We start from the raw sequence: 17,280 nt of genomic DNA, 5'->3' as shown, positions 1-17,280 counted from the left end.
ATTTAAATTGTCCCCGGTCAAATTGTATTGAATTTCCCTTCCGTAGCATGCGGCGCTTGTCCGAGTCCATACACGGGAGAACGCAGTGCAAGCCCTGAGAATCGTCTTGTTGTCCACCGCCTTCAACGGCCTGACCCAGCGCGCCTGGCTGGACCTGAGGGAGTCCGGCCACGACCCCAGCGTGGTGCTGTTCACCGACGCCGACGAGGTGGCGCGCAAGGTGCGGCAGGCGGAGCCGCAGCTGGTGATCTGCCCCTTTTTGAAGGACAGGGTGCCGGCCGAGTTGTGGCGCGACAGTCCTTTCCCGGTGGTGATCATCCATCCGGGCATCGTCGGCGACCGCGGCGCGTCGGCGCTGGACTGGGCGATCATGAAAGGGGAAAAGCGCTGGGGCGTGACCGCCTTGCAGGCGGTTGAGGAAATGGATGCCGGGCCGGTATGGTCCAGCCGCGAGTTCGAGCTGCCGCGCGGCATCCGCAAGTCCGAGCTCTACAACGGCCCGGTCAGCGACGCCGCGATGTACTGCATACGCGACGTAGTGGAAAAGTTCGCCGGCGGCTACCAGCCGCAGGCCGTCGATTACGCCGATCCGCAAGTGGGCGGGAGGCTGCAGCCGAACATGAAACAGGCCGACCGCGCCTTCGACTGGCGCGCGCCCGCGGCCGAGATCAAGCGCCGCATCGACGCCGCCGACGGCCAGCCCGGCGTGCTGGCGGATTTGGCCGGCGGCCGCTACTACGTGTACGACGCCCATCTGGATCATCGCAGCGGCGAGCCGGGCCGCATCCTGGCGGTGCACGACGACGCCGCGCTGGTGGCCTGCGGCGACGCCAGCCTGTGGATAGGATCGCTGCGGCGGCAGCCCGCGCCGGGCGAGGAAACCTTCAAGCGGCCGGCCCGCCATGAACTGGGCGGCCTGCTGGACGGCGTGCCCCGGCTTGAGTGGGCGGTGGACACCCACCCGCACTGCGAGGAGAGCTACCAGCCCATCCGCTACCGAGAGGCGGGCCGGGTCGGCGAGCTGACCTTCGAGTTCTACAACGGCGCGCTCAGCACCGAGCAGTGCCAGCGCCTGGTGCGCGCCCTGCAGTGGGCGAAGCGCCGGGACACCCAGGTGCTGCTGGTGCGCAGCGGCCGCGGCAGCTTCTGCAACGGCATCCATCTCAATGTGATCCAGGCGGCCGATCATCCGGGCGAGGAGGCATGGCGCAACATCCAGGCGATAGACGACGTCTGCCTGGAAATCCTGACCGCGCCGCAACTGACGGTGGCCGGCGTGGCCGGCAACGCCGGCGCCGGCGGCGTGATGCTGGCGCTGGCCGCCGACGTGGCGCTGGCGCGCCAGGGCGTGGTGCTGAACCCGCATTACCAGACCATGGGCCTGTACGGCTCGGAGTACTGGACTTACACGTTGCCGCGCGCGGTGGGCGGTGAGATGGCCGCCAGGCTGTGCGGCGATTGCCTGCCGATCGGCGCGCGCCAGGCCTGGCGGCTGGGCATGGTGCAGGATATCGGCCCGCGCGATCCCGACGCCTTCGGTAGCTGGCTGCTGAGCACGGCCGCGGCGGCTGAGCGCACCTGGCCGGAGCATGCCCGTCGCAAGCAGGAGCTTGACCTGGGCCGGCTGCAGCAATGCCGGCGGGCTGAGCTCGACGAGATGCGCGAGGACATGCTGGAAAACCGCCGCCAGTTCGCCGAGCGCTGCCGCAATTTCGTGTTGAAACGCCCCGCCTGCGGCACGCCGGACAGGCTGGTGGCCGGCTGGGCTCGGGCGGACGGCTAGGCTGGGCGTATACTGGAACGCCGAGCGCCGCGCTTTGCGCGGCGTCGATTCGAGCAAGCCGCGTCAAGAATGTGGCGGCGCGTTCCGGCATAGTGGCCGCCATGGAGGACGAGCATGGACAAGGCGGACCGCTATGCGCGGCGTTTCGAAAAAGTGTTGGACTACATCGCCAGCCACCTGGACCAGCCGCTGGACGTAGAGCGGCTGAGCCAGGTGGCCCATTTCTCGCGCTTCCATTTCCACCGTCAGTTTTCAGCGTACCTGGGCGTCGGCGTGGCCCGCTACATCCTGATGCAGCGGCTGCGCAGGGCGTCCTACTGGCTGGCGTTCCAGCCGCAGCGCAAGATCACCGCCATCGCGCTGGACTGCGGTTTTGACAATCCCGAGACGTTTTCGCGCGCTTTCCGGCAGGCGCTGGGCCGTTCGCCCAGCGAATTCCGGCGCCGTCCGGACTGGCCGGACTGGCATGCGCGGATGACGCCTCCCGTCAGAGAAAGAGTGGCAAGCATGGAAGTCAACATCGTCACCGTCGAGCCCGTCATGGTGGCGGCCCTGGAGCATCTGGGGCCGCCGGACCGGGTCAACGACAGCGCGCAGCGCTTCATCGCCTGGCGCAAGGAGAGCGGCCTGTCGCCGGTCGCCAGCAGCCAGACTTACGGCATCGCCTACGACAATCCGGAAACCAGCGAGCCGCAACGATTCCGATTCGACATCTGCGGCAGCGTCGCGGGGCCTGTGCCGGCCAATCCTCAAGGCGTGATCGTCAAACAGATTCCGGGCGGGCGCTGCGCGGTGGCGCGCCACCGAGGATCGCACCATGACCTGGGCGACACGATCTGGCACCTGTACCGGGAGTGGCTGCCGGCCAGCGGCGAGACGCTGCGGGATTTTCCGGTGTATTTCCACTACCTGAACCTGGCCAGCGACACGCCGGAGCATTTGCTGCTGACCGATGTGCATCTGCCCTTGCGCTGATGCGTTTGGGACCGGCAGCGGTGCGGAGCCGGATCCGCTAAGCTGAAAGGATCAAGCAAACGTCCATTTGAGCGCCGCCGCCAGGCGGCGCAGCCATCCGGAGCGGCGCGCATGAACTGGCAGACCCGCGGGGTGGACAATCAGCGCGACGAATCGCAAGACTACAATCCGTTCGACACCGATGCGGCGCTGAAGGAGGCGATGATCCACGCCGGCGCGGGCTGGCCGAGCACGGCGAGCGTTTGGCCGCGCGGAAACGTTCGAACTGGCCGCGTAGGCCAACCGTTTCGCGCCGCGGCTGCGGGCTTCCGGCCGCCGCATCGACCGCGTCGACTTCCATCCATCCAGGCACGATCTGCTGGCGCTGTACCGCTCGCAGGGGCTGGTGTCGCTGCTGTTCGACAGCGAGCGTTTCGGTCGCTGAACGGCTTTTCTCGCCTGCATGGCCAGGCGGGGCGGGAACCTGGCATCCCGCCACCATGACCCAGGCGGCGATCCCGTTGTCGAAGCGGGAGCCGGTGTTGTGGGCGCAGCAGCGCGACGACGGCCCCGCCTGCTTCTATGTTCCGCGCTGGCGGCCGGACGGCAGCCGCAACGCGGTGGCGATGCAGCGCTTGAAGGACAAGGTGGGCAACTGCAGCAACGCCAGCAGCGAGGTGGAGTCCCATGATGCCTGGGGCGTTTTGATCGGTGATCCCGGCCGCGGCATCCCCGCCATCATCGAGATGGCCACCTACGCCCGGTTCAATTGCGTGATCGGCAGCGCGGCACTGGCGCGCCAGGTCGTGATGCTGGATCCGCATTGCCAGACCATGGGCCTGTACGGTCCGGAGTGCTGGACCTATACGCTGCCCATTTCGTGCTGAAACGCCGCGCCTGCGGCACGCCGCAGCGGCGGAGCGCGCCGTGGGCGCAGCAGAACAGCTAGTTTGCGAACGTCTTTGGCGATTGCGGCCGCGCCGGAAAACCGCGGCCGCTTAAACCGCCGACTCCAGAATTCCGCGCTGGGTGGTGGTAAAAGGCAGGAAAATCCATTGCGGGAAGGGAGGCGCATTGAGCTCGGTCAGTTGCAGGGGCGGCTCGGTGCGCAGCCGGTAGCCAAAGGCCAGGCAGGAATCGGCGGCGCTGACGATATTGCCGGGAGCGGAAAAAATGTCCCAGCGCTGCAGCTTGCTGCTCTCCGGCTGCAGCAATTGCAGAGCAAGCGGGGCGCCCAGCGTGATGTTCTCCGCGCCGATGACTAGTTGATTGCCGCTGGTGGCCAGGCCGAACAGACCCTGTACGAAGTCGACATTGAACAAGGCCAGCAGATTGTTTTTGAAGGGCTTGAGCACCAGCCTGGCGCCTTTGATGGAGTCTTCGGCGCAGATGGCCAGCTCGGGGTTCTCGGCGAAGGTGATGAAAAAGGGAACGCTGGAGAAGGACATTGAAATCTCCTTGGCGGCGGAAGCATGCCGGCATGGGCATTTCTTCCGCCGGAACGCGCAGGCTTAGACCGTTTCGGCTACCAGTTCGGCTTTCTGGGCGGAGGTCAGCGGCTTGAGGGCCCATTGCTGAGCTGGCGAAGCGTTGAACTCATACAGCCAGATCAGGCTGCCGACGCCGCCGCGGCTTTGGTTGTCGATGACCAGATTGGTATTTTGGCGGTTGGCGATGAAACCCGGACGGGAGTAAAGATCCCAGCGCTGGCTGACGGCGCCCGGATTGTAGGGCTTCAGCACCAGCGGCTTGCCGCTGGACAGATCGGAAATGTCGATGACCAGGTTGTTGCCGCTGGTGGCCAGGCCGAACAGGCCGTTTTCGAAGTCGATGTTGAACAGGGCCAGGAAATTGCCTTGGATAGGCTTCAAAGACAATTGCGAACCGCTGATCGAATCATTGGCGGCGATGCCCAAGGTGGTGTTTTGGCTATAGGTGATGAAGTACGGGACTGAAGAGAATGCCATGATCAGGAATCTCCAATATTTATGCCAACGAAGTGTTGGTTTTGTAGCTATAGCAGCGATTGGCCAGCCCGCAAGATATGAAATTTCGCAGTGGCGTTTTTTCGGCTGGATGTTTTTATGATTATTTTAAAATCAAAGACTTGCCTTGTATTGGTGAAAATACTTAGATTGAAACGTTGCAATAATTTACCTAAGTGCAAATTTCATATTTGAATAATATTAATAATTAAATTTATATGCCAATGACTCGCGGCGGGCGTGCTGCGGCGAAAAATCCGGTCGTTTATTTTTACTATTCATATCTGCCATTTTTCTCAGAAAACCGGCATGAGTCGCAGGTTTTTTTGCCGGGCCGTCCATTTATACTGTTCGCATCGCCAGTTCGATAGCGGCGGCCATCGGCGGGCTGGCATTCATCCGGGAGTCTGGACATGAGCTGGCAAACGCATGAAGTGAACAATCAGTACGAGGAATTGCAGGACTACAATCCGTTCGAAACCGATGCGGCGTTGAAGGAGGCGGTGATCCACGCCGGCGCGGGCTGGGCGCTGCCCTGGCTGGCCGAGTACGGCGAGCGGCTGGGACGCGCGGAAACGTTCGAGCTGGCCGCGCAGGCCAACCGTTTCGCGCCGCAGCTGCAGGCTTTCGACCGTCGCGGCCGCCGCATCGACCGCGTCGATTTCCACCCCTCCTGGCACGATCTCCTGGCGTTGTACCGCTCGCAGGGGCTGGTGTCGCTGCCGTTCGACAGCGAGCGTCCCGGGCGCTGGGCGGCTTTTCTCGCCGGCTTCTACCTGCACGGCCAGGTGGAGGCGGGAACCTTGTGCCCGGCCACCATGACCCAGGCGGCGATTCCGTTGCTGAAGCGGGAGCCGGCGCTGTGGGCGCAACTGGGCGACAAGCTGCTCAGCCGCGAGCATGACGCGCGCGACCTGCCGGCGGAGCGCAAGACCGCGATCTGGCTGGGCATGGGCATGACCGAGAAGCAGGGCGGCTCGGATGTGCGCTCCAACACCTCCACCGCGACGCCGACCGGCGCAGGCGGCCGCGGCGGAGAATACACGCTGCGCGGCCACAAGTGGTTCTTCTCCGCGCCGATGAGCGACGCCCACCTGGTGGTGGCGCAGCTGCGCGACGGCGGGCCGTCCTGCTTCTACGTGCCGCGCTGGCGGCCGGACGGCAGCCGCAACGCGGTGGCGATACAACGCTTGAAGGACAAGGTGGGCAACCGCAGCAATGCCAGCAGCGAGGTGGAGTTCCATGATGCTTGGGGCGTGCTGATCGGCGAGCCCGGCCGCGGCATTCCCACCATCATCGAGATGGCCACCTACACCCGGCTCAGCTGCGTGATCGGCAGCGCGGCGCTGATCCGCCAGGGCCTGGTCCAGGCGATCGCCTACGCCCGCCGCCGCGTCGCCTTCGGCAAGCGCCTGGCCGAACAGCCGCTGATGCGCGGGGTGCTGGCCGATCTGGCGCTGGAGAGCGAGGCCGCGCTGTGCCTGGCGGCTCGGCTGGCCGAGGGATTCGAGAACGACGAGCCGGCATGGAAGCGCATCGTCACGCCGGCCGCCAAGTTCTGGGTGTGCAAGCGCGCGGTGGAGGCAGTCGGCGAGACCATGGAGGTATTCGGCGGCAATGGCTACGTCGATGACGGGCCGATGGCGCGGCTGTTCCGCGAAGCGCCGGTCAACTCCATCTGGGAAGGTTCGGGCAATGTGATGTGCCTGGACGTGATGCGGGCGCTGCAGCGGGAGCCAGAGGCCTGGCAGCGGCTGCAACAGGAGCTGGCGGCGCTCGCGGGCGGCGACCGGCGGCTGAGCGCCGCGCTGGCGGATTTGCGGTCGATGGCGTCGCTGTCGCCACCACAGCTGGAGGGCCTGGGCCGCCGCTTCGCCCAGCAACTGGCGCTGACCGTCCAAGGCTGCCTGCTGCGCGGGCGCGCGCCGGCGGCGGTGGCCGACGGCTTCATCGCCAGCAGGCTGGCCGATGGGCTGTGGGGAAGGGTGGCGGGCGCGCTGGACGCTAGGGCGGCCGGCGCGGACTACCTGCTGGAACGCGCGCTGCCGGCGGCGTGAGCGCATGCCGAGCGCCGCGCTGTGGACAAGATTCGCTGAATAGACCTGTTGTGGATAAGTCGGCGGCTCAGTCCTCCCGCGCCGCGGCTTCCACCCGGTTGCGGCCGGCGGCCTTGGCGCGGTACAGCGCCTGGTCGGCGCGCTTCACCGCCATTTCCGGCTGGGAGTCGGCAGGGACGACGGTGGCCAGGCCTATGCTGAGCGTGACCCGGCCGACGTCAGGGGCCTGGGATTGCTCGACGGACGCGCGGATTTTTTCCGCCAGCACCGCGGCGCCGTCGGCGTCGGTTTCAGGGAGCAGCAGCAAGAATTCCTCGCCGCCGAAGCGCGCGACGAAATCGGTGGCGCGGGCCGCGCGCCGAAGGATGTCGGCGATGTGGCGCAGCACGCGGTCGCCTGCGTCATGGCCATGGGTGTCGTTGACGCGCTTGAAGTGATCGACATCCAGCAACAGTACCGCGTACGGCGCGCCGCTGCGGCCATGGCGCAGATGCTCTTCCTGCAGCTGTTCGTTGGCGGCCATGCGGTTGTGCAGGCCGGTGAGCGCGTCGTTGCGCGCCAGTTGCGCCAGCTGCGCGGCCTTTTGCACCAGCAGGCGATTGGATTCGCGCAGCTGTTCGGTGCGATCCGCGACCATTTGCTCCAGGTTGGCGTTGACGTCGGCCAGCTGGCGCTCGCGGGCGAGCAGGGTGGCGGTCATGTTTCGCATCGCGTCCGACAGCTGGCGAAGCTCCTGCGTGCCGCCGCGTATTTCCCAGTCGGGCTGCTCATCGCCGCGGCCCACGCGCTCGGCGACGCCCGCCAGTTGCTCCAGCGGCCGGCTGAAAGAGGCGGCCAGCCGGTAGACGGCCGCCATCAGCAAGGCGCTGGCGGCCAGGCCCAGCAGCATCAGCGCGCCGCGCAGGCGGTTCAGCGCCGTCAGCGCCTGCTGCCTGGGCTGGCGGATGACCACGCGCCAATCCAGTCCGGCCTCGCGCACCCGGGACTCGCTGTACAGGTAGTTCCCGCCGCCGGGCCAGGGGCCGAGGCGGAACGTCTGCCCGGAAGGCATGGGCGCCGGCGCCTGCATCCGCCCCACGGCCTCGAACGGCGACAGCAGGTTGTTCTGCCGGTCGACGATGAAGGTTTCCAGTCCGGATCTGGCGGGGAGCCGTTCGCGTATGATGTCTTCCACCCAGTCCCACAGCGCGTGGGTGGCGAGCACGCCGCGCAGCTTGCCGGACGGGTCGTATACCGGGGAGGCGAAATCGACGAAGCGCAGCGGTTCGCCCTGGGGCGAGCGATTCGGCAGCAGCTTGGCCAGCAGCACGGCCTGGTGGATGTCGCCGACGAACGGCGCGTGCCGGCCGTGGATGAACCACGGGCGCTTGGCCGCGCTCTGGCCGACCAGCATGCCGCCCGCGGCGGAAACGATCTTGCCTTCGGCGTCGGTGATGCCGATCCAGGCGTAGTACTTGTAGGCTTGCTTGGTGCGCTCCAGGCTCTGGCGCACATCGTCGCCGTCCAGCGGCACCCGGACGTAGGTGGGCGTTTGCGCCAGCAGCAGCACCTCGCGGTGGCGTTCCCGCAGATTGCTTTCGATGGCCTTGGCGATATTGGCGGCCAGGCTGTTCATCGCCTCGCCCTGATCCCGGACGATGCGGTCCGACAACACCTGGTCGAGGCAGGCCGCGGCCAGCAGCGCCGATGCGAGGAACAGTCCGCCGAACAGGATGGCCAGCCGCAGGCGGAAGCTGCCGAATAAAGCGGGGGAAGGGCGGATCATGAACGGCCCTGGCTGGTAGTGGTAGTGAATTATATGTTCGAGCCGGGCCGTATTGTCCATTCTCAGCCGGCGCGGCCCGTCAGCGCGTTGCGAAGCTGGATGCCGGCCTGCACGACGCCGCTCAGCAGCTGGTTGCCGGTGGCGCAGACCGCGGCGGTGACCGGCCCCTGCGGGCGGAAGGTCTTGAACGGAATGGGCTTGCCGCCGTGCCTGGAAACGCCCGCCAGATTGGTGGTGCCGTAATAGCCTTTCACCGGCAGGCCGGTGGCGTTGGCCAGCATCTGGGCGTTGGAGAACGCGCCGCCGTTGGCGCCGTAGCAGGAAGTCAGATTGACGCCGTGCACATTGCGCGCGCCCTTGAGCGTCTGAGCCATGCGTGACGCTTCCTTGCATCCGGACGCGCAGCCGCGGCCGTCGGCGGTCTGCATCACGAAAGGCGCGCCGTGGCGGGTGATGGTGGTGTACATGCTTGCCGTCCTTGCTTACGGGATGAGGAGGCGGGTTATTGTCGGAGCGGGAAAGCGGGCGCGCTATCAGGAAACGATCACGCGAAAAGCAAAAGAGGCCAGCTTGCGCTGACCTCTCTTGTATTTGGTGGCGAATCAGGGACTCGAACCCCGGACCTGCGGATTATGATTCCGTCGCTCTAACCGACTGAGCTAATTCGCCGTGAGAAACCGCTGGCGCGTTTTCTCGTCAAACTGTGGTGGCGAATCAGGGACTCGAACCCCGGACCTGCGGATTATGATTCCGTCGCTCTAACCGACTGAGCTAATTCGCCACATTTCGATGCTTCCGCACCGAGACGCGAACTATACGCAGCCGCCCAAAAGCTGTCAAGCGCCTTTTGCTGGATTGTGGCGGGGGCTCACAGCGTATAGCAGCGGTCGCCGCGGGCGAAGCCCAGCCAGTCTATGGAAACGCCTTTGCCGAAACCGATCGCCTTGAAGGTTTCGCCCATCTCCTGCGGCGACAGCAGCCGCTGCGCGGCCTTGGCTATCGGGAGGTAGGCCTTGACGTCGTCGGCGTCCAGCGTCTGCAGCCGTTCTATCAGTCCGCAATTGACCAGGAACTGCGCCTGGCTGGTGTAGCCTATCAGGTCCAGGCCGGCATCGATTCCGCTCTGGGCGACGGCGGTGAAGTCGACGTGGCAGGTCAGGTCCATCAGGCCGGGCAGGTAGAACGGGTCCTGCACCGTGTGGTGCCGGTAGTGGCCCAGCAGCGTGCCCATGCTGCGCTCCGGGTGGTAGTACTCGGACGCGGCGTGGCCGTAGTCGATCATCAGGATGGCACCGCGCGTCAGGGCGCCGGCCACGGTGGCGATGAAGGCGCGGTTGGCCAGGCTGATCTCGGTCTCGTAGCGCGGGATGTCCGGCAGCAGCTGCGCGGCCAGTTCGGCCAGACGGGAATCGGCGAAGTCGCGGTCTTCGTAGCAGAGGGCGCCGTCGCGGACGGTGACGCCGCGCTGGCGCAGCCGGCGGTCTTCGTCGCGGAACACCATCTCGCAGGGCATGGCGTCCAGCAGTTCATTGCCGATGACGATGCCGTCGATGGCGTCAGGCAGACTGCTGGCCCATTCCACGCGGTCCGCCAGATGCGGCAGCGCGGCGCGGATGTTTTGCCGTTGGCGGTCGATCAGGTCCGGCGACAGGTCGAGGATCACATACTTGGCCGGCAGCTGGTTCAGCGCTTTCAGCTCGGCCAGCAGGTCGATGGCCAGCTTGCCGGTGCCAGCGCCGAATTCGTAAACCGCGCCGGCGGTCTGGGGCAGCAACTCAGCCAGCTGGCGCGCCAGCGACTGGCCGAACAGCGGCGTCAGCTCCGGCGCGGTGACGAAGTCGCCGTCCTCCCCCAGCTTGCGGCTGCCGGCGGCGTAATAGCCCATGCCGGGCGCGTACAGCGCCAGTTCCATATAATGCGAGAACGGTATCCAGCCGCCGGCCTCGGCGATGGCCTGGCTGATCCGGCCGCACAGGGCCTGGCTGGTGGCCAGCGCTTCGGGGCTGGCGGCGGGTAGGGTGGTCATGGCTGTCGTCCTGCTACAATGTGGCGCGATTGTGGTGCAAAGCGTCGCGCCCGTGAAGGGGCGGGACATTCGATTCGAGGAAGCAATGCTAACAGAGCAACAACAAGATGAGCGCGCGGTCCTGATCACCGGCGCCGCGCGGCGGGTGGGCGCGGGCATCGCCCGGCAGCTGCACGCGCGCGGGCTGAGGCTGGTTTTGCACTACCGGGGCTCGCGCGGCGAAGCCGAGGCGCTGGCGGCGGAGTTGAACCGCGCGCGGCCGGACAGCGTCAGGCTGGTCCAGGCCGATCTGCTGGACGCCGCGTCGCTGCCGGAGCTGGCGGCGCGGGCGGTGGCGGCCTTCGGCCGGCTGGACGGCCTGGTCAACAACGCGTCCAGCTTCTTTCCGACCGAGGTCGGAAAGATAGACGAGGCCGCCTGGCACGACCTGATGGGCAGCAATCTGAAGGCGCCGCTGTTCCTCAGCCAGGCGCTGGCGCCGGAGCTGACGCGCCGCGGCGGCGCCATCGTCGGCATCGCCGACATCCATGTGGACAGGCCGATGGCGCGCCACGTGGTGTACAACCTGGCCAAGGCCGGCCACGCCCAGCTGATCCGCAGCCTGGCGATCGAGCTGGCGCCGGCGGTGCGCGTCAACGGCGTGGCGCCGGGCGTCAATCTGTGGCCGGAGAGCGAGGCTTCGTTCGACGCCGCCGGGCGCGCGGCGATCGAGGCGACCATTCCGCTGCGGCGCACCGGCGTGCCGGAAGACATCGCCCGTGCGGTGGCTTTCCTGCTGCTGGACGCTTCCTACGTCACCGGCCAGATCCTGGCGGTGGACGGCGGCCGCAGCATCGTGTTGTAGGCGCTTTCCGCCGCCATGGCTTTTGGCGGCGGGAGGGGGTAAAATCGCCTGTTTTTCAATTTCTTAGCCGTACCCATGTCCGAACTGAACGCCGCGCTCGACGACAAGGCCGCCAAGAAGGCCGCGTTTGAAGGCAACAAACTGGCCAAGCGCCTGCGCCACCACGTTGGTGACGCCATCAATGATTTCAACATGATCGAAGAGGGCGACCGGGTGATGGTCTGCCTGTCGGGCGGCAAGGACAGCTATACCTTGCTGGACATCCTGCGGGGCCTGCAGAAGTCCGCGCCGATCAACTTCTCCATCGTCGCGGTCAACCTGGACCAGAAGCAGCCGGGCTTCCCCGAGCACGTGCTGCCGGAGTATCTCAAGTCCATCGGCGTGGAGTACCGCATCGTCGAGGAAGACACCTACTCCATCGTCAAGCGGCTGGTGCCGGAAGGCAAGACCACCTGCAGCCTGTGCTCGCGCCTGCGCCGCGGCATCCTGTACCGCGTGGCCGACGAATTGGGCGCCACCAAGATCGCGCTGGGCCACCACCGCGACGACATCCTGCACACGCTGTTCCTGAACATGTTCTACGGCGGCAAGATGAAGGCGATGCCGCCCAAGCTGGTGTCCGACGACGGCCGCCACATGGTGATCCGCCCGCTGGCTTACTGCCGCGAGAAGGACATCATCCGCTACGCCGATTGGAAAGCCTTCCCGATCATTCCGTGCAATCTGTGCGGCTCGCAGCCCAATCTGCAGCGCCAGGTGGTGAAGGAAATGGTCAATGACTGGGACAAGCGTTTCCCCGGCCGCGTCGAGAGCATGTTCCGCGCGCTGCAGAACGTGGTTCCGTCGCATCTGGCTGATCCGAAGCTGTTCGACTTTGTCGGTTTGCAGACCGGCGACGCGCCGTTCGCCGATGGAGACACCGCCTTCGACAAGGAGGAATTCCGCGATCCGGCGCCGGACGCGGACGATGTGGAGGACGCGCCGAAAAAACGCACCATCAGCATTCTGGATTCGCGCGGCAAGGAGAGCGGCTGTGGCGCGTAGGGCGCTGCATCCGTTCCGCCGCCGCGTGCGGCCGGCGGTGGAGGCGATGCCGGAGGTTGAGATCTCGGAAGAGGGCAACATCCGCTCGCTGCACTTGGGCTCGGAAACGATACAGAGCTCGATGGACCTCGACGATCCGCCGGACCTGGTGCTGTCCTACAGCCGCGCGATGATGGGCTTTCTGCTGTGGAACGACGATCCCAAGCACATCCTGCAGATCGGCCTGGGCGGCGGTTCCTTCGCCCGCTTCATCGACGAATACCTGCCGGACGCGGTCAGCGTGGCGGTGGACATCAATCCGCAGGTGATCGCGGTGGCGCGCGCCTTTTTCCAGTTGCCGGAGGAGGGCGATTTCTTCGAGATCGTCGAAGCCGACGGCGCCGACTACGTGAAGATCTTCCGCGGCTCCACCGACGCCATCCTGGTGGACGGCTTCGACGGCCTGCAGATCGTCGACGCGTTGACGACCGAGGACTTCTTCGAGGACTGCAAGCGCGCGCTGAGTCCCAAGGGCGTGTTCGTCACCAACTGGTGGAGCGGCGACAAGCGCTACCAGTCCTTCATCGAGCGCTTGTTGAACGTTTTCGAGGGCCGTGTGATCGAACTGCCTGCCGCCACCCACGGCAACGTCGCGGTGATGGCCTTCCGCCAGAGCCCGAGCCTGACGCAGTGGGAGGCGCTGAGAAAACGCGCCGACGAGCTGGAAGGGCGTTTCGGGCTGGAGTTCGGCGAGTTCGTCAACCGGCTGAAGCAGACCAATCAGCAGACTGCCGGCCACCTGCTGATCTGAGCCAGGACAAATCCGCCGCGGAAAGCGCGCGGCGGTTACGTTTGCTTACCCAAAAACCGGGTCGACGCGGCGTATAATGCCAAGTTGCGCGCGCATTGGGCGCCGGTTTCGGGCCGCGGCCCGGGTCAGACGTGGCAGTACCTTATACCTGAGTACCGAATGACCGGGCGGCAGACGGGCGTCTGCCGCTCAAGCTTTTACATCCTGTTGGGACATTCATCGTGATCAAGCAGCAACTGCTCAATCGTATCGCGGACAAATCCGCTGTGATCGGCATCGTGGGTCTGGGCTATGTTGGCCTGCCGCTGATGCTGCGTTTCGCCGAAGTCGGCTACAAGGTGCTGGGTTTCGACATCGACCAGAGCAAGGTCGACGCCCTGATGGCCGGCAACAGCTACATCGAGCATATCTCCGCCGACAGCATCGCCACCGCGCTGACCCGCGGCTTCGAGGCCACCACCGACTTCTCCCGCGCCGGCGAGGCCGACACGCTGATCCTGTGCGTGCCGACGCCGCTCAACAAGTACCGCGAGCCGGACCTCAGCTTCGTGCTGAACACCATAGACAGCCTGGTGCCCTATCTGCGCAAGGGCCACCTGGTGTCGCTGGAGTCCACCACCTACCCCGGCACCACCGACGAAGAACTGCTGCCGCGGATGGAGTCGCGCGGTCTGAAGGTCGGCGACGACGCCTTCCTGGTGTTCTCGCCGGAGCGCGAAGATCCGGGCAATCCCGACTTCACCACCCGGACCATTCCCAAAGTGTGCGGCGGCGTGACCGAAGCCTGCCAGGAAATCGGCGTCGCGCTGTACGGCGCGGTGATCGACAAGGTGGTGCCGGTGTCGTCCACCCGCGCCGCCGAGATGACCAAGCTGCTGGAAAACATCCACCGCGCGGTCAACATCGGCCTGGTCAACGAGATGAAGATCGTCGCCGACAAGATGGGCATCGACATCCACGAGGTGATCCGCGCCGCGGCCACCAAGCCCTTCGGCTTCGTGCCCTACTACCCGGGTCCGGGCCTGGGCGGCCACTGCATCCCGATCGACCCGTTCTACCTGACCTGGAAGGCGCGCGAGTACGGCGTCAACACCCGTTTCATCGAGCTGGCCGGCGAGGTGAACAGCAATATGCCGGACTACGTGGTGTCCAAGGTGGCCTCCGCGCTGAACCTGCGCAAGAAGTCCATCAACGGCAGCCGCGTGCTGGTGCTGGGCATCGCCTACAAGAAGAACGTCGACGACATGCGCGAGAGCCCGTCGGTGTTCCTGATGGAAAAGCTGCGCGACCTGGGCGCCGAAGTGGCGTACAGCGATCCGCACGTGCCGGTGTTCCCGAAGATGCGCGAGCACAAGTTCGACCTGAAGAGCGTGCCGTTGACCGCCGAATCCATCGCCGGCTACGACTGCGTGCTGCTGGCCACCGACCACGACAAGTTCGACTACGAGCTGATCAAGGCCAAGGCCCAACTGGTGGTGGACAGCCGCGGCAAGTACCTGGAGCCCGCCGAGCACATCGTCAAGGCCTAAGGCGTGTGCGGACGCTTGCCCCCGCCGGGGGCGTGGCTGGCGGCGCTGGGCGCGCTCGCGCTGCTGGCCGTGCTGGCGCTGGTGCCGCTGATCCGCTATTCCAAGAGCTGGCTGGTGGCCGAAACGCCGCAGCCGCGGGCGGACTGGATCGTGGTGCTGGGCGGGGAGAGCGGCGAGCGGGTGATAGGCGCGGCGGAACTGTACCATCAGGGCCGCGCGCCTTTCGTCTTCGTCAGCGGCGAGGGCGATTGCCTGCTGATCGTCAGGCGGCTGCAGATGGCCGGCGTGCCGCGCGGGAAGATAGGCTATGAGTGCCTGTCCAAGAGCACATGGCAGAACGCCGTGCTCACCCGGCAGGCGCTGGCCTCGCGCCAGCCCAGGCGGATCACGCTGGTGACCTCGTGGTTCCATTCGCGGCGGGCGCTGGAGACTTTCCGCCAGGCCTGGCCGGAAGTGGAGTGGGGCATGCACATCGTGTACCCGGGCAACGACCTGTACCACAGCCTGGCCTGGTACGAAGCCGGCGCGGTGCTGACCGAATATTTGAAGATACTGGTGTATTCAGTACGTTACTGGACGTTCAGATGATAGTGATTCCTCCGATTACCGATCGCAAGATCCGTTTCGCCCTGGTCGGCTGCGGCCGCATCGCCAACAACCACTTCGGCGCGCTGGAGAAGCACGCCGACCGCGCCGAGCTGATCGACGTCTGCGACATCGATCCGGCCGCGCTGAAGGCCGCCGTCGAGCGCACCGGCGCCCGCGGCCATGCCAGCCTGACCGACATGCTGGCGCAGACCGACGCCGACATCGTCATCCTGACCACGCCGTCCGGCCTGCACCCGACCCAGAGCATCGAGTGCTCGGAAGCCGGTTTCCACGTGATGACCGAGAAGCCGATGGCCACCCGCTGGGAGGATGGCCTGGAAATGGTGAAGGCGGCCGACAAGGCGAAGAAACACCTGTTCGTGGTCAAGCAGAACCGCCGCAACGCGACGCTGCAGCTGTTGAAGCGCGCGATGCAGGAGAAGCGCTTCGGCCGCATCTACATGGTCAACGTCAACGTGTTCTGGACCCGTCCGCAAGAGTATTACGACGCGGCCGGCTGGCGCGGCACCTGGGAATTCGACGGCGGCGCCTTCATGAACCAGGCCAGCCACTACGTCGATCTGCTGGACTGGCTGATCGGCCCGGTGGAAAGCGTGCAGGCCTACACCGCCACGCTGGCGCGCAACATCGAGGTGGAAGACACCGGCACCGTCAGCGTCAAGTGGCGCTCAGGCGCGCTGGGCAGCATGAACGTCACCATGCTGACCTATCCGAAGAACCTGGAAGGCAGCATCACCATTCTGGGCGAAAAGGGCTCGGTGCGCGTCGGCGGCGTGGCCGTCAACGAGATCCAACACTGGGAATTCTCCGAGCCGCACGCGATGGACGAGGAAATCAAGGACGCGAGCTATGCGACCACCAGCGTCTACGGCTTCGGCCATCCGCTGTACTACGACAACGTGATCAAGACCATGCGCGGCGAAGCCACGCCGGAAACCGACGGCCGCGAGGGCCTGAAGTCGCTGGAGCTGCTGATCGCGATGTATTTGTCCGCCCGCGACGGCCGCCGCGTCAGCCTGCCGCTGGATTACTAAGGCGGACAGCATGTTCAGAAAGATAGTGGACGGCGCACTGTGGGGCCTGGGATTCTGGTTGGTCGGTGGCGTTTTGATGTTGATATTTTCTTCTTTCGGGACGCATGTCGAAGCCCAGAAGCAAGTTTCAGCGGTATCGGCGCAGCAACGGGATGCCGAGCGCCAGCGGGCCCGCTATGAGGACTTGATGAGTCGTCAGGAAAAGGCGATGGTTCGTTCGGAGCAGCAATTGACTCGCCTGGACAAGCTTTTGGAAAAATGGGAGCGGCAAAAATGAGCCAGGTTCACATCCACCCCAGCGCCATCGTCGACGAAGGCGCCGCCCTGGGCGAAGGCACCCGCGTCTGGCACTGGGTGCACATCTGCGGCGGCGCGAAGATAGGCAAGGGCTGCTCCTTCGGCCAGAACGTGTTCGTCGGCAACGACGTGCTGATCGGCGACAACGTCAAGGTGCAGAACAACGTGTCGATCTACGACGCGGTGACGCTGGAGGACGACGTGTTCTGCGGGCCGTCCATGGTGTTCACCAACGTCAACAATCCGCGCAGCCACGTCAACCGCAAGAACGAATACCGCCGCACCGTGGTGAAGAAGGGCGCGTCCATCGGCGCCAACGCCACCATCGTCTGCGGCCACACGGTGGGCGAGTACGCGTTCATCGGCGCCGGCGCGGTGGTGACCCGCGACGTGCCGGCCTACGCGCTGATGGTGGGCACGCCGGCCAAGCGCATCGGCTGGATGTGCTCCTGCGGCGAGCGTCTGTCCAACGACATCGGCACCCACTCCTGCCCGGTGTGCGCCATTCATTACGAGGTCGGCGGCAACCACTGCACGCCGATCGGCAACGGCGGATAAGCGTC

Annotated in this window: 18 protein-coding genes and 2 tRNA genes; 13 read left to right on the top strand and 7 right to left on the bottom strand. The window is 65.6% G+C overall.

Annotation, left to right across the window (positions count from 1 at the left end):
- Window positions 1-85: 85 nt before the first annotated feature.
- The 4 genes from CV_RS20510 (at window position 86) to CV_RS24190 (ending at window position 3,624) form a co-directional block, all read left to right on the top strand.
- On the top strand, window positions 86-1,783 hold the full coding sequence (locus CV_RS20510) for an enoyl-CoA hydratase-related protein (protein WP_011137689.1): 1,698 nt from the start codon (window positions 86-88) through the stop codon (window positions 1,781-1,783).
- 114 nt (window positions 1,784-1,897) lie between these two features.
- Window positions 1,898-2,758 (top strand): AraC family transcriptional regulator, encoded by an 861-nt coding sequence (locus CV_RS20505; RefSeq protein WP_011137688.1) that lies wholly within the window; start codon window positions 1,898-1,900, stop codon window positions 2,756-2,758.
- Between the two features lie 298 nt (window positions 2,759-3,056).
- Window positions 3,057-3,182 carry a hypothetical protein gene (locus tag CV_RS24425; RefSeq protein WP_217870724.1) on the top strand — a complete coding sequence of 42 codons (126 nt, stop codon included), beginning with the start codon at window positions 3,057-3,059 and terminating at the stop codon, window positions 3,180-3,182.
- Window positions 3,183-3,258: 76 nt separating this feature from the next.
- Window positions 3,259-3,624 carry a hypothetical protein gene (locus CV_RS24190; RefSeq protein ID WP_218567054.1) on the top strand — a complete coding sequence of 122 codons (366 nt, stop codon included), beginning with the start codon at window positions 3,259-3,261 and terminating at the stop codon, window positions 3,622-3,624.
- Between the two features lie 111 nt (window positions 3,625-3,735).
- Here the strand turns inward: CV_RS24190 and CV_RS20495 are convergent, their stop codons facing one another.
- On the bottom strand, window positions 3,736-4,185 hold the full coding sequence (locus tag CV_RS20495; protein WP_011137685.1) for a hypothetical protein: 450 nt from the start codon (window positions 4,183-4,185) through the stop codon (window positions 3,736-3,738).
- 63 nt (window positions 4,186-4,248) lie between these two features.
- Window positions 4,249-4,704, bottom strand: a complete 456-nt coding sequence (locus CV_RS22430) for an RICIN domain-containing protein (protein ID WP_011137684.1) — start codon at window positions 4,702-4,704, stop codon at window positions 4,249-4,251.
- 431 nt (window positions 4,705-5,135) lie between these two features.
- Between CV_RS22430 and CV_RS20485 the strand changes: the two genes are divergently transcribed.
- On the top strand, window positions 5,136-6,779 hold the full coding sequence (locus CV_RS20485) for an acyl-CoA dehydrogenase family protein (protein ID WP_011137683.1): 1,644 nt from the start codon (window positions 5,136-5,138) through the stop codon (window positions 6,777-6,779).
- A gap of 67 nt (window positions 6,780-6,846) precedes the next feature.
- On the opposite strand, the gene CV_RS20480 is transcribed toward CV_RS20485, so the two are convergent.
- The 5 genes from CV_RS20480 to CV_RS20460 form a co-directional block, all read right to left on the bottom strand.
- Complete coding sequence (locus tag CV_RS20480; protein ID WP_043598385.1) at window positions 6,847-8,544, bottom strand: sensor domain-containing diguanylate cyclase; 1,698 nt, start codon at window positions 8,542-8,544, stop codon at window positions 6,847-6,849.
- A 62-nt stretch (window positions 8,545-8,606) separates the two neighbouring features.
- Window positions 8,607-9,011 carry a hypothetical protein gene (locus CV_RS23870; protein WP_011137681.1) on the bottom strand — a complete coding sequence of 135 codons (405 nt, stop codon included), beginning with the start codon at window positions 9,009-9,011 and terminating at the stop codon, window positions 8,607-8,609.
- Between the two features lie 125 nt (window positions 9,012-9,136).
- Window positions 9,137-9,213, bottom strand: a tRNA-Met gene (locus tag CV_RS20470).
- 35 nt (window positions 9,214-9,248) lie between these two features.
- Window positions 9,249-9,325 (bottom strand) — tRNA-Met (locus tag CV_RS20465).
- Between the two features lie 87 nt (window positions 9,326-9,412).
- Window positions 9,413-10,570, bottom strand: a complete 1,158-nt coding sequence (locus CV_RS20460; RefSeq protein WP_043596850.1) for a class I SAM-dependent methyltransferase — start codon at window positions 10,568-10,570, stop codon at window positions 9,413-9,415.
- A gap of 85 nt (window positions 10,571-10,655) precedes the next feature.
- Here CV_RS20460 and CV_RS20455 point away from each other — a divergent pair, with 85 nt between their 5' ends.
- The 8 genes from CV_RS20455 (at window position 10,656) to CV_RS20420 (ending at window position 17,275) form a co-directional block, all read left to right on the top strand.
- Entirely contained in the window at window positions 10,656-11,414 is a 759-nt protein-coding gene (locus CV_RS20455; RefSeq protein WP_011137679.1) for a pteridine reductase, read from the top strand.
- Between the two features lie 75 nt (window positions 11,415-11,489).
- Window positions 11,490-12,458: a tRNA 2-thiocytidine(32) synthetase TtcA gene (ttcA, locus tag CV_RS20450; RefSeq protein WP_052278883.1), complete on the top strand. Its 969-nt coding sequence runs from the start codon at window positions 11,490-11,492 to the stop codon at window positions 12,456-12,458.
- Window positions 12,448-13,248, top strand: a complete 801-nt coding sequence (locus CV_RS20445; protein WP_043596847.1) for a polyamine aminopropyltransferase — start codon at window positions 12,448-12,450, stop codon at window positions 13,246-13,248. The genes ttcA and CV_RS20445 overlap by 11 nt, the downstream gene beginning before the upstream one ends.
- Before the next feature lie 224 nt (window positions 13,249-13,472).
- Window positions 13,473-14,777 carry a nucleotide sugar dehydrogenase gene (locus tag CV_RS20440; protein WP_043598383.1) on the top strand — a complete coding sequence of 435 codons (1,305 nt, stop codon included), beginning with the start codon at window positions 13,473-13,475 and terminating at the stop codon, window positions 14,775-14,777.
- A gap of 3 nt (window positions 14,778-14,780) precedes the next feature.
- Window positions 14,781-15,365, top strand: a complete 585-nt coding sequence (locus CV_RS20435; protein ID WP_218567055.1) for a YdcF family protein — start codon at window positions 14,781-14,783, stop codon at window positions 15,363-15,365.
- The gene (locus tag CV_RS20430; protein WP_011137674.1) at window positions 15,362-16,420 is read left to right on the top strand and encodes a Gfo/Idh/MocA family protein; all 1,059 of its coding nucleotides are present in this window, start codon (window positions 15,362-15,364) and stop codon (window positions 16,418-16,420) included. Before CV_RS20435 ends, CV_RS20430 begins: the two co-directional genes overlap by 4 nt.
- A gap of 10 nt (window positions 16,421-16,430) precedes the next feature.
- Entirely contained in the window at window positions 16,431-16,697 is a 267-nt protein-coding gene (locus tag CV_RS20425) for a hypothetical protein (protein WP_011137673.1), read from the top strand.
- A complete protein-coding gene (locus tag CV_RS20420; RefSeq protein WP_011137672.1) occupies window positions 16,694-17,275 on the top strand; it encodes an acyltransferase in 582 nt (193 codons plus the stop codon). The genes CV_RS20425 and CV_RS20420 overlap by 4 nt, the downstream gene beginning before the upstream one ends.
- Window positions 17,276-17,280 lie beyond the last annotated feature (5 nt).

This window comes from Chromobacterium violaceum ATCC 12472 (genome assembly GCF_000007705.1).
GTDB lineage: Bacteria > Pseudomonadota > Gammaproteobacteria > Burkholderiales > Chromobacteriaceae > Chromobacterium > Chromobacterium violaceum.
This window is presented reverse-complemented; position numbering and strand designations above follow the sequence as displayed.